The 15,686-nt window shown below is 67.7% G+C and carries 13 protein-coding genes; 8 read left to right on the top strand and 5 right to left on the bottom strand.

Annotated elements, in window-relative coordinates; genetic code table 11:
* The first annotated feature begins 3 nt into the window (after window positions 1-3).
* Window positions 4-1,326 (top strand): MFS transporter, encoded by a 1,323-nt coding sequence (locus DEF76_RS12370; protein WP_162800625.1) that lies wholly within the window; start codon window positions 4-6, stop codon window positions 1,324-1,326.
* Here DEF76_RS12370 and DEF76_RS12365 read toward each other — a convergent pair.
* The 5 genes from DEF76_RS12365 to ubiG form a co-directional block, all read right to left on the bottom strand.
* Window positions 1,301-1,993 carry a DUF4410 domain-containing protein gene (locus tag DEF76_RS12365; RefSeq protein WP_114912600.1) on the bottom strand — a complete coding sequence of 231 codons (693 nt, stop codon included), beginning with the start codon at window positions 1,991-1,993 and terminating at the stop codon, window positions 1,301-1,303. The two genes, DEF76_RS12370 and DEF76_RS12365, sit on opposite strands and share 26 nt — an antisense overlap.
* A 1-nt stretch (window position 1,994) precedes the next feature.
* Window positions 1,995-3,434 carry a hypothetical protein gene (locus DEF76_RS12360; RefSeq protein WP_114912599.1) on the bottom strand — a complete coding sequence of 480 codons (1,440 nt, stop codon included), beginning with the start codon at window positions 3,432-3,434 and terminating at the stop codon, window positions 1,995-1,997.
* Between the two features lie 97 nt (window positions 3,435-3,531).
* The gene (locus tag DEF76_RS12355) at window positions 3,532-4,317 is read right to left on the bottom strand and encodes a 3-hydroxybutyrate dehydrogenase (protein ID WP_114912598.1); all 786 of its coding nucleotides are present in this window, start codon (window positions 4,315-4,317) and stop codon (window positions 3,532-3,534) included.
* Between the two features lie 35 nt (window positions 4,318-4,352).
* Complete coding sequence (locus tag DEF76_RS12350) at window positions 4,353-5,096, bottom strand: acetoacetate decarboxylase (protein WP_114912597.1); 744 nt, start codon at window positions 5,094-5,096, stop codon at window positions 4,353-4,355.
* Window positions 5,097-5,179: 83 nt separating this feature from the next.
* Window positions 5,180-5,941, bottom strand: coding sequence for a bifunctional 2-polyprenyl-6-hydroxyphenol methylase/3-demethylubiquinol 3-O-methyltransferase UbiG (ubiG, locus tag DEF76_RS12345; RefSeq protein ID WP_114912596.1), 762 nt, complete (start codon window positions 5,939-5,941; stop codon window positions 5,180-5,182).
* A 96-nt stretch (window positions 5,942-6,037) separates the two neighbouring features.
* Between ubiG and DEF76_RS12340 the strand changes: the two genes are divergently transcribed.
* The 7 genes from DEF76_RS12340 to prfA all read left to right on the top strand — a co-directional run bounded on the left by DEF76_RS12340 (window position 6,038) and on the right by prfA (window position 15,653).
* Window positions 6,038-7,258, top strand: a complete 1,221-nt coding sequence (locus tag DEF76_RS12340; protein ID WP_114912595.1) for an aspartate kinase — start codon at window positions 6,038-6,040, stop codon at window positions 7,256-7,258.
* The gene (locus DEF76_RS12335) at window positions 7,248-8,321 is read left to right on the top strand and encodes an NAD(P)H-dependent flavin oxidoreductase (protein ID WP_240319000.1); all 1,074 of its coding nucleotides are present in this window, start codon (window positions 7,248-7,250) and stop codon (window positions 8,319-8,321) included. Before DEF76_RS12340 ends, DEF76_RS12335 begins: the two co-directional genes overlap by 11 nt.
* A 22-nt stretch (window positions 8,322-8,343) precedes the next feature.
* A complete protein-coding gene (locus tag DEF76_RS12330) occupies window positions 8,344-10,575 on the top strand; it encodes a putative PEP-binding protein (RefSeq protein ID WP_240318999.1) in 2,232 nt (743 codons plus the stop codon).
* A 380-nt stretch (window positions 10,576-10,955) separates the two neighbouring features.
* Window positions 10,956-12,131, top strand: a complete 1,176-nt coding sequence (locus DEF76_RS12320) for a helix-turn-helix domain-containing protein (protein ID WP_114912592.1) — start codon at window positions 10,956-10,958, stop codon at window positions 12,129-12,131.
* A gap of 76 nt (window positions 12,132-12,207) precedes the next feature.
* Window positions 12,208-13,323 (top strand): flavodoxin-dependent (E)-4-hydroxy-3-methylbut-2-enyl-diphosphate synthase, encoded by a 1,116-nt coding sequence (gene ispG / locus DEF76_RS12315; RefSeq protein ID WP_114912591.1) that lies wholly within the window; start codon window positions 12,208-12,210, stop codon window positions 13,321-13,323.
* On the top strand, window positions 13,324-14,604 hold the full coding sequence (gene hisS, locus DEF76_RS12310) for a histidine--tRNA ligase (protein WP_114912590.1): 1,281 nt from the start codon (window positions 13,324-13,326) through the stop codon (window positions 14,602-14,604).
* Window positions 14,601-15,653 (top strand): peptide chain release factor 1, encoded by a 1,053-nt coding sequence (gene prfA / locus DEF76_RS12305; protein WP_114912589.1) that lies wholly within the window; start codon window positions 14,601-14,603, stop codon window positions 15,651-15,653. The genes hisS and prfA overlap by 4 nt, the downstream gene beginning before the upstream one ends.
* The last annotated feature ends 33 nt before the right edge of the window (window positions 15,654-15,686 follow it).

The following is a 15,686-nucleotide window of genomic DNA, read 5'->3' as shown; positions in this document are numbered from 1 at the left end:
CCGATGGCGCAAGCAAACCCTCCCGACGCCGCAACGCTCCGCCGCGCGGTGATCGCCTCGGTGATCGGCAACGGCCTCGAATGGTTCGACTTTCTCATTTACGGATTTTTCGCCGCGGTGATCGCCGACGTATTTTTCCCGGCGCGTAATCCCGAGCTATCGCTGATCCTGACCTTCGCGACCTTCGGCGTCGGCTTCGTCGTGCGCCCGTTCGGCGGGATTTTGATCGGGATCTATGCCGATCACGCGGGGCGGCAGAAGGCGCTTTCCATGCTCATCGCGGTGATGGCGATCGGCACGGTGATGCTCGGCATCACCCCGAGCTATGCCGCGATCGGCATCGCTGCGCCGATCCTGGTGGTGGCGGCGCGGGTGTTGCAAGGGCTTTCGGTGGGCGGCGAATTCGCGTCCTCGACCGCGCTCTTGGTCGAATACGCCCCGGCCGGGCGGCGGCATTATTTCGGCGCCTTTCAGATGGTCGCGCAATCCTTCGCGGTCGCGCTCGCCGCCGGCATGGCGTTCCTGCTTACCACCCTCCTCTCGCCGCCGGCGCTCAATGCCTGGGGCTGGCGGGTGCCATTCCTGCTCGGCGGGCTGGTCGGGCCGGCCGGGTTTTATATCCGCCGCCGCGTCGCCGATGCGCCGGAATTCCTCGAGGCGCGCCGGCAGGCGAAGGCGCGGGCCGAGCGCGCGCCGCTCGCGCTGGTGCTCGCCGAGTACCGCGGCCCGCTGCTCTGCGCCATCGGCACCATCGTCTGCGGCACCGCCGCGACCTATCTCTGGAACTCCTATCTCCCCGTCTATGTCGTGCGCACGCTGCATCTGCCTCTGGCCGCGCCGCTCGCCGGCATCGCCGTGTGCGGGGTGATCAACATGGTGGTGAACCCGGTGGCCGGCGCGCTCGCCGACCGGATCGGCCCTTATCGGGTGTTTTTTCCCGCCGTCATCGCCGCCGCCCTTTTGACCTATCCGCTGTTCGCGTTCGTGCTCGCCCATCCGAGCCGGCTCAACCTGTTTTTTGTGCAGGTGATCGCGACCCTCATCCTCGGGTGCATCGCCGGGCCGATCCCGGGCTTGCTCGGCAGCTTTTTCCCGCCGCGGGTGCGCTCGACCGGGCTTTCGATCAGCTATAATCTCTCGGTCACCCTGTTCGGGGGGCTTGCACCGCTCACCGTCACCTGGCTCTCGGGGCTCACCGCGAGCCGTTTCGTGCCGGCGTTCTATCTCGTCGCGTCGGCGCTATTGTCGCTGATTTTGGTCGCCGGCTTCCGCCCGCGCCCGCAGCGGGAGGTGATCGCCGTCATTTCGCCGCAGGCGTCGGACTGAGCCAGCCCTCGGCCGCGAACAGGATGCGAAGGCGGGCAGCCAGCCGCAAGGCGAGGCGGTGCGCCTGGAGCGCGACGTCGCGGGTGCGGATGTCGGCCGATTGGGGCGGAAGATAAGCGATCGACGTGCCATAGGCGCCCGCGCTGGTCTGTGCCTCCTCTGGCGAAGGCACCACTGGCGCATTGACGGTAAATTCTTGCCAGCGCTGCGGCGCTTGGCCGGCGGATCGGTAGAGAACATCGCTCCGCGCGTTCACCTGGCTCGCTGGGGCGCCAACCTCGAGGGTCGCGAGCTGGCTCGGCAGCGCCTCGATGATATTGGTGATGCTGCCGGCGATGATGACAGCATCGCCCGAGAAGTCGGCGGCTGAGCCGGGGCGGGCATCAAAACCCATAGCGCGGAGTTCGCCGATCAATGTCTCGCGCACCGCCACTTGTGCCGCCGCGGCATCAGCCGCGCGCGAACGGGCATCGCGCGGATAATCCAGCCCTTCCATGACGTAGCTGAACTGATTGGTGTCAACCAAGGCGGTTGCCGCGGGGGCATGGAAATCCTCGACATAGATGCGCGCGGGGCGCGGCAGGTGGGCGGTGGCCGGGATCGTTTCAGCGCCGCAGCCGGCGAACGCAAGGGCGGCCAAAGCGAGAAACCAGCGCCGTCTCGGCATGCTATCCTCCTCTGAGGCGATCCATCGCGAGAGAGATGGCCCCGATCGCGCCCCAGGCAAGTACGAGTGAGGCGGCGGCGAAGCCGGCGTTCCAGACCGTGCTCACCCGCCAGGGCGAGACATGGAGCCAGCGCGCGGTGGTGATCGCGCTCGCCGACATCGGTGTCACTGAGACCGCGAGCGCCCAGCCGAGCATGCAGGCGAAAGCGAGCGCCGCGGGTGCGACGCCGAGCGCCGCGGGATCGGGAATCGCAGCACCGATGAGCGCGACGACCGCGATCGGATTGAGCCCGATCTGCCCGGTGAGCATGAGGAGAGGCGGCACCGCGAGCGGGATCGTAAGCGGCGGCACGCGAGAGAGGTGCGGCAGCAGTCCGGCGCCTGACAAAGCCCCGCCGAGTGCCACCCCCATGAAGCCGGAGGCGCCGAGTACCAGGGCTTCGGCGCGAAACGCCGGCGCGCGGGCGATGAAGCGCCGGCCGCGCCGGCTGAGCCAGGCCGGCAGGGCGGACGGCTTCACACCGACAGCGCCGAGCTGAGCGATGCCACCCCATGTCTGCGCCCCGACCCAGATCAGCGCGACCAGCGGCACGACCAAAGTCACCGCGACGATCAGCCCGCCGCCGAGGGCGGCATTGGCGGCCGTGGCAAGCGCCATCACCAGCCCGACCAGGCCGATCAGGCGCAGCGGCTCCGCCCACCCGATGGCAACCGCCGGCAATGCCGCCCGCTCCCCCTGCCGCCGCCAGCGCCAGCGATCCTCCGCCCAGCCGATCGCCATCATCAACAGCGCGGCAACCAGGCCGAGCGGCATCAAGAGTCGCATCGGCGCCGCCGGCACCGCCGTCGTCACCACCGCGGTCATCACATTGAGCGGATTCCAGGCATTCACCGTGCAAAAGCCGCGATTGATGGCGAGCATCATGCGCCGCGCCGGCAGCGCCACCGGCGTCCCCTCGGCACGGGTGCGGCTGACCATGGCGCCGAGCAGGTCGATCGCGCCATAGGAGAGGATGATACCAAAAAGATGGCCGCCGATGGTGAGCGCGGCGTAACGCCGCCCGGGCGGTTGGGCGAGCAGAAGCCGCCCCGAGCGGCGAAAAAGCGGGCTGGTTTCCGCCGCGTCGCGCAGGGCCGCGAGCGCGAAATAGAACGCCGCGAGCGCCGCGCCGCGCCGCCAGCCGGTCAGAAAGAGGCCGATCGCCGCAGCGCCGCTCTGCGCCGAAAGCGTGATGCCGACCCCGCCGGCGGCGGCAAAACCGACCAGCACGAAGCGGGCATAGCGGCTCTGGCGCGGCCATTCCAAGACGAGGAACGCGAGCAAGAACAGCCCCGCGGCATCGCCGGCAAGCCGCAGCCCGGCGATCTCAGAAAGCAGCGTTCCGAGCCAGACCAGCGCATAGCAAACACCGCTCAGCGGCAAAGCGGCGCGCGCCGCCATGAATCGCTCAGGCGCCGCTCCCATCAGGGCGAGCGACGGTGCGGCCGGGGCGCTCGCCGCCGGCCGCCATCACGCGCGCGCCGAGCGCAGCGCCCGGTCAGTGCGCGACCCAGCCGCCATCGATCGACAGCGGCACGCCGGTGATGGTCTTGGCCCCGTCCGAGCACAGGAACACCGCCAGCGCCCCGATCTCCTCGGGGGTGGAGAATTGCTGCATCGGCTGGGTTTCGGCGAGCATCGCCTTCTTTTCCTGCTCGACGCTGGTGCCGTTCTGCTTGGCGCGATCCTCGAGCTGCTTTTGCACGAGCGGCGTCAGCACCCAGCCCGGGCAGATGGCATTGACGGTGACGCCGTCATTGGCGGCCTCGACCGCGACCACTTTGGTGAGGCCGACGATGCCGTGCTTGGCGGCGACATAGGCCGCCTTGTGCGGGCTCGCGACCAGGCCATGGGCGGAGGCGATGTTGATGATCCGCCCCCAGCCTTTCTGTTTCATCGCCGGGATCGCGGCGCTGATCGCGTGAAACGCCGCCGAGAGATTGATCGCGATGATCGCATCCCACTTCTCGGCCGGGAAATCCTCCACCGCCGCGACGAACTGGATGCCGGCGTTATTCACCAGGATATCGAGCCCGCCGAGGGTCTTTTGCGCCTCCGCAATCATGCCGCGGATTTCCGCGGGCTTGGTCATATCGGCGCCCGAGAACGCGGTTTTGACCGAAAATTTGGCCGCCGTGTCGCGCACCAGCGTGTCGATCGCGGCGCGATCGCCGAGACCATTGAACATGATGTGCGCGCCTTCTGCGGCTAGGGCGTGCGCGATGCCGAGGCCGATCCCGCTGGTCGAGCCGGTGACCAACGCCACCTTACCTTTGAGACTCATGTGATTTTTCTCCTTGAGGGTGAATCGGGATGCGCTCAGCGGGCGAGATAATCGTGCAGAACCTTGCCGTAGGGCAAGGTGAGGTCGGCGACCAGGTGACGGCCGTACAGCACTTTCCGCACCGGCAGATCAGCGACCCGGCAATTGACATGGGCGACGAGATCGAGCCGCGCCGGCCCGCCCCAGGCGCCCTTCACGGTAATGTCGGTGAGGTGATAGCCGATCAGCTCAGCGATCCGCGGCGTGCCATCGATATGGGGGATGAATTTGAGATTGACGTTGAGCTTCTCCATCTCCGCCTTCACCTTCCCGTGATCGAGCACGAGATCGGGGTATTTATAGGCCATGGTGCCCATGGCGACGCGGATATCGTCGTAATGCAGGGTGCCGGTCAGGGTGTCGTGGATGATGCGGAGATCGGGCTGGCCGATTTTTTTCGGAAATCCCCAGATTTCCCGCCCGCCCGTCGTCGGCGCCTCGTCATCGAGATACATCTGGGCGCTATAGTTGCAGGGCGTTCCGTTCCATTTCGCGGCGATGCCGCAGCCGCTTTCCTGGTAGCTTCCGAACCCCGACGAATCCGGCATTTTCATCCATTCGAAAAACACATGGTTGCCGTCCGGCTCCAGCGGCTCGGGCAGCATGGCGCGGATCGCATCGGGGTCGCTTTCATAATGGATGACCAGATATTCGCGGTTGATGAAACGATAGGGCCCTTTGGGATAGCTCGGGCTTACGAGCGGCATGGAGGAAGAGGCGAGAATCTCGTCGCGGGTCATGTCGGCTCCTTTGGGAATGAAGCCTGGAGATAAGGGCTTTCGAGGCCGCCAGAACAGCACCGAGCGGCGGAAATCCGCTCACATTACGGCGAGGACGCCGGTTTCCACGCAGCCAGCAGGTAATTGATGGCGACGTCGCGGCTCAGGCAAAACCGCAGGCGGAGCGGATCGAAGCGCATCCCGGCGAGATCGAAGAGACCCATCCCGGCGGCGCCGAGCCCGTCCTCGATCTCGGCTGGCGTCAGAAAGCGCCGCCAGTCATGCGTCCCCGGCGGCGCCCAGCGCAGCAGATACTCGGCGGCGAATTTGCCGAACGCGAGCGAGCGCTTCGTGCGGTTGAGCGTCGACAGCACGAGAACCCCACCAGGGGCGAGGAGAGAGGCGATCTCGGCGAGGAAGCGGCGCGGCTCGGGCACGTGCTCGATCACCTCGAAGGCGGTGACGGCGTCGAAAACCGCGCCCTCGTCGATCAACGCGGCGAGTGTTCCGACGCGATAGCGGAGGGGAAGGTTCTGCCCCTCGGCGTGGCGGCGGGCGGCGGCGATCACGGCATCGCTGGCGTCGAGACCGATGACCTCATGGCCGGCGCTGGCCAGCGCTTCCGCGGCGAGCCCGGCGCCGCAGCCGACATCGAGCAGGCGGAGCGGCCGCGCGCCGCATCGCTCACGAAACCGCGCCAGCGCCCAGCCGACGCGAATCCCGTTCATCCGATGCAACGCCCGCATCGGCCCGGCCGGATCCCACCAGGTCTCGGCGAGCGCTGCGAAACGCGCGATCTCGGCAGCCGAGACATTGTCCGCGCTTTGGAGATCGGCGCCCGGATGGCCGGAGTCTTCGTGCCGCATGTTGCCTCTCCTCGGGGACGGCTTTATGTCATCCCCGTCGAGCCGGCAAACCGCGCGCCGCGCGCCTGAGCCGGCCGGCCGTTCCCCGGGGGAGAGATGGCTCGCATCGTCATGAAGTTCGGCGGCACTTCGGTCGCCGATCCGGAGCGCATTCGCAACGTCGCCGCGCGCGTCAAGCGTGAGGTCGATGCCGGCAACGAGGTCGCGGTCGTGGTCTCGGCGATGGCTGGTGTCACCAACCAGCTCGTCGCCTGGTGTCAGGAACTCTCGCCGCTGCATGATGCGCGCGAATACGATGCCGTGGTCGCGACCGGCGAGCAGGTGACGAGCGGCCTCCTCGCCATCGCCTTGCAGCATATCGGGATCGAGGCGCGCTCCTGGCAGGGCTGGCAGATCCCGATCCGCACCGATGGCGCGCATGGCAAAGCGCGGATCGATACGATCGAGGGGGCGGAACTCATCCGCCGGATGCGCGAGTTGCGCCAGGTCGCGGTGGTCACCGGGTTCCAAGGGCTGGGGCCCGATCATCGCGTCACCACCCTCGGGCGCGGCGGCTCGGACACCTCGGCGGTCGCGCTGGCGGCGGCGCTGGCGGCCGATCGCTGTGACATCTATACCGACGTCGAGGGGGTTTTCACCACCGATCCGCGCATCGTGGCAAAAGCCCGCAAGCTCGATAAGATCACCTATGAGGAGATGCTGGAACTCGCCTCCGTCGGCGCCAAGGTGCTGCAAACGCGGAGCGTCGAGCTGGCGATGAAGGAAAAAGTCCGGGTGCAGGTGCTCTCGAGCTTCGCCGAAGCGCCCGGCACCCTGGTCGTGGATGAGGATGAAATCGTGGAAAAAGCCCTGGTCGCCGGCATCGCCTATTCGCGCGACGAAGCCAAGATCACCATCCGCCGGGTGCCCGACCGGCCGGGCATCGCCGCCGCGATCTTCGGGCCGCTCGCGAGTGCTGCGATCAATGTCGACATGATCGTGCAAAACGTCGCCGCCGACGGCACCACCGACATGACCTTCACCGTCCCCAAGGCCGATCTGCCGCGCGCCGAGGCAACCCTTGCCGGGATCAAGGAGGCGATCGGCTATGCCGAAATCACCGCCGATCGCGATGTCGCCAAGGTCAGCGTCGTCGGGGTTGGCATGCGCAGCCACGCCGGCGTTGCCAGCACCATGTTCCGCACGCTGGCCGAGAAAGGGATCAACATCCAGGTGATCTCGACCAGCGAAATCAAGGTGAGCGTCTTGATCGGCGCCGAATATATCGAACTCGCCGTCCGCGCCCTCCATACCGCCTATGGCCTCGATGCCGCCTGACATCACCCCCCCGGACACTGCCGCAACCCCCGCCGCCGAACTCGCCCGGCTGTTTGCGCGTGGCGCCGCCTTTCTCGGCGCGCGCGTGCCGATTCTGGGCGGTGCGATGAGCTGGGTGAGCGAGCGCCATCTCGTCGCCGCGATTTCCAACGCCGGCGGCTTCGGCGTCATCGCCTGCGGCGCCATGGGGCCTGATTTGCTCGCCGCCGAGATTGCGGCCACGCAAGCGCTGACCGATCGGCCGTTTGGGGTCAATCTGATTACCATGCATCCGGCGCTCGATGCGCTGATCGCGGTGACACTCGCGGCCGGTGTCACGCATGTCGTGCTCGCCGGCGGCCTGCCACCGGGCGGCGCGATCCGCGCGATCAAGGATGGCGGCGCGCGGGTGATCTGCTTTGCCCCGGCGCTCTCCTTGGCGCGGCGCTTGGTGCGGCTCGGCGCCGACGCGCTGGTGATCGAGGGATCGGAAGCCGGCGGCCATATCGGCCCAGTTTCGTTGACCGTGCTCGCACAGGAAATCCTCCCCCATATCGATGAGGTGCCGGTATTCGTCGCCGGCGGAATCGGCCGCGGCGAGGCGATTCTCGCCTATCTCGAGATGGGGGCGGCCGGCGCGCAGCTCGGCACCCGCTTCGTCGCCAGCACCGAATCGATCGCCCATCCGCGATTCAAGGAAGCCTTTCTGCGCGCCCATGCCCGCGACGCGGTGCCCTCGGTGCAGCTCGATGAGCGCTTTCCGGTGATCCCGGTGCGTGGCCTCGCCAATGAAGGCACGCGGCGCTTTCTCGCCCATCAGATAGCAGTGCGTGACCGGTTTCTCGCCGGCGAACTCACACGCGAGGCGGCACAGCTCGAGATCGAGCATTTCTGGGCCGGTGCCCTGCGGCGCGCGGTGATCGAGGGCGATGTCGAGACCGGATCGGTGATGGCCGGCCAGTCGGTCGGCATAGTCGCGGCGATCCAGCCGATCTCAGCGATCATCGCCGAACTCGAGAGCCAGGCCGAAGCCGCGCTCGCCGCGCGCTTGGCACGCGCGGCGCCGCCCTCGCCGAGGGAATGACCCGGCACGGGACATCCCGCCCGTGACCACCGGCGCCATGAGCCGGCGCCTGCTCGCGCGGCTCCGCGACCTGATGGCGCGCAGTGCGGCGCCGCTCTCCGAACTCGCCGCCGTCATCGCCGCCGAAATGGTGAGCGAGGTGTGTTCGATCTACGCCCTGCGGCCGGGCGAGGTGCTGGAACTCGTGGCAACGCACGGGTTGCGCCCCGAGGCGGTGGGACGCACTCGGCTCCGGATCGGCGAAGGGTTGGTCGGGTTGTCGGCGGCGACCGGCGATACCCTCAATCTTCCCGATGCGCAGAACCATCCCGCCTTCGCCTATCGCCCGGAAACCGGTGAGGAGCCTTTCGCCGCGTTGCTCGCGGTGCCGGTGCGGCGGGCCGGCAGGATGCTCGGCGTCATCGTGGTGCAGAACCGCGCAGCCCGGCTTTATGCCGAGGATGAGGCGGAGACCTTGGAAACCGTTGCCATGCTGCTCGCCGAGCCGCTTGCCGCGATGGCCGCGAACGAGCCCGGCGGCGAGGATTTGGCAACCACCCTGCCGCGGCACTTTGTCGGCACGACCCTGGTCGCTGGCCTCGCGATCGGGCCGGTGGTGGTGCATGGGCTACGCCCGGCGCCGACGCGGCTGCTCGCCGACGATCCGGCGCGAGAGCAGGCGCGGCTTGCGCAAGCGGTCGCGCGGATGCGCCACGGGATCGATCAGTTGATCGCGGCCTCAGGCGAGCTGCCAGCCGCGGCGACGACGCGCGACGTCCTCGAGGCCTATCGGCTGGTCGCCGAGGACGCTGGCTGGCTGCGACGGGTTGCCGGGCGCGTTGCTGCCGGGCTTTCGGCGGAAGCGGCGGTTGAGCGGGCGGCGAGCGAGGTGCGCGAACGCATGCGCCGCATCAATGATCCCTATCTGCGCGAACGCGTCGCCGATATCGAGGATCTCGCCGAGCGGCTGCTTGCCGCCCTCGAGGCGGGCGCGCCGCCGCCGCCGGTGCCGCCGGGGGCGATTTTGCTCGCGCGGCGGCTGGGGCCGGCGCATCTGCTCGATTGGCACGGGCGCGGCATTGCCGGGGTGGTGGTCGAGGAAGCGAGTGCTGCCGGCCACGCGGCGATCATCGCCCGTGCCCTCGCCCTTCCCATGCTCGGCGGCGTGCGGGACGCGGTGGCGGCGGCCACGGCGGGTGATCTTGCGATCCTCGATGGCGACGAGGGACAACTGATCCTGCGCCCGCCGGAGGATTTGCAACGCGCGTATTTGCGGGCAGCGCGCGAGCGGGCGGCGCGTGCCCTCGCCTGGGCCGATCTCGCGCAGGCGCCGGCGCGGAGCCGCGATGGAACTCCCTTCCGGCTGATGATCAATGCCGGTCTCGCGCAGGAATTGGCGGCGCTCGATCGGGTCGGCGCCGAGGGGATCGGTCTCTTTCGCACCGAAATCGCTATGCTGGCGCGCGGCCGCTTGCTCGATGTCGCCGAGCAGGCGGCACTTTATGCTCGGGTGCTGGATGCGGCGGCGGGGCGGCCGGTGCTGTTTCGCACCCTCGATCTCGGCGGCGATAAGCTGCTGCCGGACGCTGACGCGGTGGGGGGGGAAAACCCGGCGATGGGTTGGCGCTCGCTCCGCGTTGGCCTCGATCGCCCGGCTTTGCTGCGGCGGCAATTGCGGGCCCTGTTGCTCGCCGCCGGCGGGCGGCCGCTTTCGGTGATGTTTCCGATGGTCGCGACCGTCGCCGAGTTCGTTGCCGCCAAGGCACTTTTGCTCGCCGAGCGCGAGCGGGTGCGCCCGCCGCCGGCGCGGCTTTCGATCGGCAGCATGATCGAGGTGCCGGCGCTGCTCTGGCAGATCGACAGCCTTTTGGAGGCGGCGGATTTCGTCTCCGTCGGCTCGAACGATCTGATGCAGTTCTTGTTCGCCGCCGATCGCGGCGCGCCAGCCCTGGCGGGACGTTATGATATTCTCTCGCCCCCGGTTTTGACCCTCCTCGAATCGCTCGCGCGCCGTGCGGCTGCCGCGCGGGTGCCGCTCTCGCTCTGCGGCGAGGCCGCCGGCGAGCCGCTGGTGGCGCTCGTCCTCGCGGTCCTTGAGATCACCACGCTCTCGATGAACGCTGCCGCGGTCCTGCCGGTGAAGGCGGCGCTGGCGGCGGCGGATTTTCCGGCATTCCGCGCCGTCCTCGAGACGCTGCGCCGCCAGGCCGGGGATGTTGCTAGTCTACGCGGCCCGCTCGATGCGTGGGCGCGCGAGCATGATGTGCCGATCTGATCGGTGATCTGACTGATCGGCGATGTGGCGGGGCAATGCGGCTGGGCGATAGCCGGATCCGGCGTGCTTGGGCGGAAATCGGCGATGATCTGCAACGCATGATTGATTCGACGCCAGAGAGCAATTGCGGCATGATGCTGTCGTCGATCATGGTTATGAGTGATGAAACCCTGGTTGGCGCGTTTTTGCGGCCCGGTGATAGACCGGCGAGCGCCGCCGGACCGCCGGCGATCGCGCCACCGCCGCGAGAGGGTTCGGCCGCCCGTGACGGGGGGCTGCCGGCTCGGAGCCAGAGGGAAGGTTAGGCCCAATGGAAAGGTGAGGCTTTTGAGGTGCGTGCAGAGAGATCGTGAGATGGGAGGCGGGGCGGAGATCGCGCGATGACCCTTCCCGAGAGTGACGCGATGACCGTGATGGAGCGTTCTTCGCCCGGCGTTGGGTCGCGCTTGGCGGCGGCGCGTGAGCGCATGGGCTGGGCGCTACCCGATGTCGCGGCGACACTTCGCATTCGCGAGCCGCATTTGCGGGCGATCGAGACCGGCCACGTTGCCGACCTGCCGGCACCGGCCTATGCGATCGGTTTCGTCCGCAGCTACGCAACGCTGCTCGGCCTCGATCCGGATGAGATGGCGCGGCGCTATCGCGCTGAACTTGGTGGCGAGCATCGCAACACCGATTTGCAATTCCCCGCCCCGGTGCCCGAACGCGGGGTGCCGGCCGGCGCGGTGGTGCTGCTCGGCGCGGTCATCGCGATCGGTGCCTATGTCGGGTGGTACCGGCTTTCCGGCGAGCGGCCGGCGCCCGAACCCATCGCTGCCGCCCCCGATCGGCTGATCACGCCCGCGGTGGTGCCGCCGGCGCCGCCGACGGCGAGTGGCGGCAAAACCGCGATGGCCGGCGCCCCGGAGATCGCCGCGAGCCAACCTCCGATGACGTCCCTTGGGACGTCCCAAGGCGCGTCTCAAGGGACATCCCAGGCGCCGCCCGCGGGAACATCCGCGGGGACGGCAGCGGCCGCCTCACCCGCCCCGCCGGTGAGCGCCGCCACGCCGGCGCCCGCGATCGCACCCGCGCCGCCAACGCCCGCGCCGCCTGCGCGGATGGCGGCAGCGCCCGATGCCGCGCCCACCAATAATGCGCCGGTCGCCGAGGACACGGCGGCGGCAGGCGCGCCGGCCGTGACAGCGCCCGCCGCGCCGGCCAGTGTCGCGGGCGGGACACCGATGGCCGCGGCGGAGGACACTCATATTCTCGTTCGGGCCCGTGCCGATTCCTGGGTTGAGGTGCGTGATCGTAAGGGCCACGTCCTTCTGAGCCGCATCCTCCACAGCGGCGAGACCTGGCCGGTGCCGAACCAGCCCGAGGGCGCGCCGCAATTGCTGCTTACCACCGGCAATGCCGGCGGCACCGAAATCGTCGTCGATGGCAGGCCGGCGCCGCCTTTGGGCGCGGCAGGTAAGGTGCGGCGGGATGTTCCGCTCGGTGTGGCGCCGGTGTCGGACGGCGCGCCGGCGGCGGCGAATTCCGGCGCGCACTCTTCCAGCCCGGCGCAATAACGGCCATATCCCAGTTCGGGCGCCGCGCCCGCCGCAGGGCGGAGACGGCGCGCGACGACAGAACCGGAGCCCCGCGATGAGCTATCGAGCCTATCAGCAAATCACCCGCCGCCGTTCGCGCCAGATCCATGTCGGCCCGGTCGCGGTCGGCGGTGACGCGCCGATCAGCGTCCAGACCATGACCAACACGCCGACCACCGATGTCGCGGCGACCGTCGCGCAAATCCAGCGCGCCGAGCGCGCCGGCGTCGATATCGTGCGGGTCTCCTGCCCCGACGCCGAAAGCACGGCGGCGCTGGCCGCCATCGTGCGTGCCGTCTCGGTGCCGATCGTCGCCGATATCCATTTCCACTACAAGCGCGCCATCGAGGCGGCGCAAGCGGGTGCCGCGTGTCTCCGCATCAATCCCGGCAATATCGGCAGCGCCGAGCGGGTGCGGGACGTGATCAAGGCGGCGCGCGATCATGGCTGCTCGATGCGGATCGGCGTCAATGCCGGCTCGCTGGAGCGCCATCTGCTCGAGAAATACGGCGAGCCCAACCCCGAGGCGCTGGTGGAAAGCGCGCTCGAACACGCGAAAATTCTCGAGGACCACGATTTCCACGAGTTCAAGATCAGCGTCAAAGCTTCTGACGTCTTTCTTGCCGTCGCCGCCTATCAGCAGCTCGCCGAAATCTGCGACCATCCGCTCCATATCGGCATCACCGAGGCCGGCGGGCGCCGCACCGGGACGGTAAAATCGGCGATCGGGCTCGGAAGCCTGCTCTGGGCCGGGATCGGCGATACCGTCCGCGTCTCGCTCTCGGCTGAGCCCGAAGAAGAGGTGCTGGTCGGCTGGGAAATCCTGAAATCGCTGGGGCTGCGCCATCGCGGCGTGCGGGTGATCTCGTGCCCCTCCTGCGCTCGCCAAGGGTTCAACGTCATCGAGACGGTGGCGAAGCTCGAGGAGCGCCTTGCCCATATCGAAACCCCGCTCACGCTTTCGATCATCGGCTGCGTCGTCAACGGGCCGGGGGAAGCGCTGATGACCGATCTCGGCGTCACCGGCGGCGGCAATGGCCGGCACATGGTCTATCACGCCGGCAAGACCGACCACACCATCGCCGCCGAGGGCATGATCGATCACATCGTCGATCTGGTCGAAGCCAAGGCCGCCGAACTGGCGCAAGCGCCGAAGCAGGCGGCGGAATAAATGCCGCCCGTCCAGCCGCCGCGCGGCACCCATGATCTGATCGGGGAAGAACAGCGCCGGCACCGGTTCGTGACGGATACCGCGCGCGAGGTTGCCGCGCGTTACGGGTTCGAGGAGTGGGCGACGCCGATTTTCGAGAAAACCGAGGTCTTCGCCCGCACCCTCGGTGAGACCTCCGACGTCGTCACCAAGGAGATGTACACGTTTCCCGATCGCGGCGGCGATTCTCTTACCCTTCGCCCCGAGGGCACCGCCGGGGTGTGCCGGGCGCTGGCCTCGAACGGCCTGACCCAGACCCTGCCGCAGCGCGTCTTCTATGCCGGGCCGATGTTCCGCTATGAGCGGCCACAGAAGGGGCGGTTTCGCCAGTTTCATCAGATCGGCGTGGAATTGTTAGGGCCGACCCATGCGATCGCTGATGCCGAAGTGATCGCCTGCGGCTATGATATTCTGCGAGCCCTCGGGATTGCCGATGACGTGCGGCTCGAGATCAACACACTCGGCGATGATGAGAGCCGGCGGGCACATCGTGCTGCGTTGATCACGTATATGCGTGATTTTGCTCACAGGCTTTCCGACGATAGCCGGATACGTCTGGAAAAAAATCCGCTCCGTATCCTCGATAGCAAAGATCCGGTCGATCAGGCGATCGTTGCGCAAGCGCCGAAAATTACGGATTATCTCACCGGCTACGCACGGGAATACTATGACAACGTCAAAGTCGCTTTGTCGGAGTGCGACGTCGCCTTTATCGAAAATCCGCGCATCGTGCGTGGTCTCGACTACTATAGCCATACCGCTTTCGAGTTCGTGACCGTGCGTCTCGGCGCCCAAGGCACCGTCCTTGCGGGCGGCCGCTATCAGGATCTGCTGAACCAGCTCGGCGGCGGCATGAGCGGCGGGGTCGGCTTCGCGGCAGGAATTGAGCGGTTAGCGATGCTGCTCCATGAAGAGAGAATACCCAAACCGCCACGGCATGTTTCCGTCATTTCACCGCTCAATACCGAAGGCCCGTTGTCCGAAAGCTCAAGGCTTGCCTTGAAAATCACGGAGAGATTGCGTCGTGACAACATTGCTGTCGACTATTCCTACTGGTCCCTCAAGCGCGCGTTGAAGCGAGCTGCCGACGCTGATGTTCATGTCGCGGTCATTCTCGGCAGTGAGGAAGTTGCGCAGGGGGCAATCGTCGTCCGCGATCTTCGCCGGCGCGAGCAAACCACGCATGACGAGATCGAAGACGTCGTCACCCAGGTGAAAAAACTGCTCGCAGGCGGCGCTTGACCCTCGATCCAAAACTTGACCGCATCGAGGCGCGGGCCGACGAGCTGCGCGCGGCGCTGAGTGCCGGACTCGCAGGCGAAGAATTCGGCCGTGCGTCCAAGGAACTCGCCGAGCTGGAACCGCTGGTTGCGCGCATCATTGAGCTGCGCGATGCCGAACGGCAGGCCGAGGAGGCCGAGGCGTTGCGCGCCGATCCCGAACTCGCCGCCCTTGCCGAGGCTGAACTCGCCGAACTGCGCGCCCGCATCCCGCGCCTTCTGCGCGAAATCCAGATCGCGCTGCTGCCGCGCGACGAAGCTGACGAGCGCGCCGCCATCCTCGAAATCCGCCCCGCCGCCGGCGGTGACGAGGCGGCGCTGTTTGCCGCCGAGCTTTTCACCACCTATCAGCGCTATGCCGAAGGGCGAGGCTGGCGCTTCGAGATTCTTGATTACAGCACGACTGAACTCGGCGGTCTTCGCGAAGGGATCGCCGAGATCACCGGCCGCTCGGTGTTTGCGCGCCTGAAATACGAATCCGGCGTCCATCGCGTCCAGCGCGTGCCGGCGACCGAGAACCAGGGGCGCATCCATACCTCGACCATCACCGTCGCCGTGCTGCCCGAGGCGGAAGAGGTCGATGTCGCGCTCAACGAGGCCGATCTTCGCATCGATGTCTATCGCGCTTCCGGCGCCGGCGGCCAACACGTCAACAAAACCGAAAGCGCCGTCCGCATCACCCATTTGCCGAGCGGCATCGTGGTCGCGATGCAGGATGAAAAAAGCCAGCACAAGAACCGCGCCAAGGCGATGAAAATCCTCCGCGCCCGGCTTTACGAGCAGCAGCGCGCGCAAGCGCACGCGACCCGCGCCGCCGATCGCCGCGCCCAGGTCGGCACCGGCGATCGCAGCGAGCGCATCCGCACCTATAATTTTCCGCAAGGCCGCGTCACCGACCATCGCATCAATCTCACGCTGCATAAAATCGATCGGATCATGGCCGGTGAGTTGGACGAGATCATCGACGCGCTCGCCGCCGAGGATCAAGCGGCGCGGCTGGCGGAGGCGTAAGACGGAGCGCGGGCCCGGCGCGATCGGGTATCC

It is taken from the genome of Acidibrevibacterium fodinaquatile (assembly GCF_003352165.1).
Lineage (GTDB): Bacteria > Pseudomonadota > Alphaproteobacteria > Acetobacterales > Acetobacteraceae > Acidibrevibacterium > Acidibrevibacterium fodinaquatile.
This window is presented reverse-complemented; position numbering and strand designations above follow the sequence as displayed.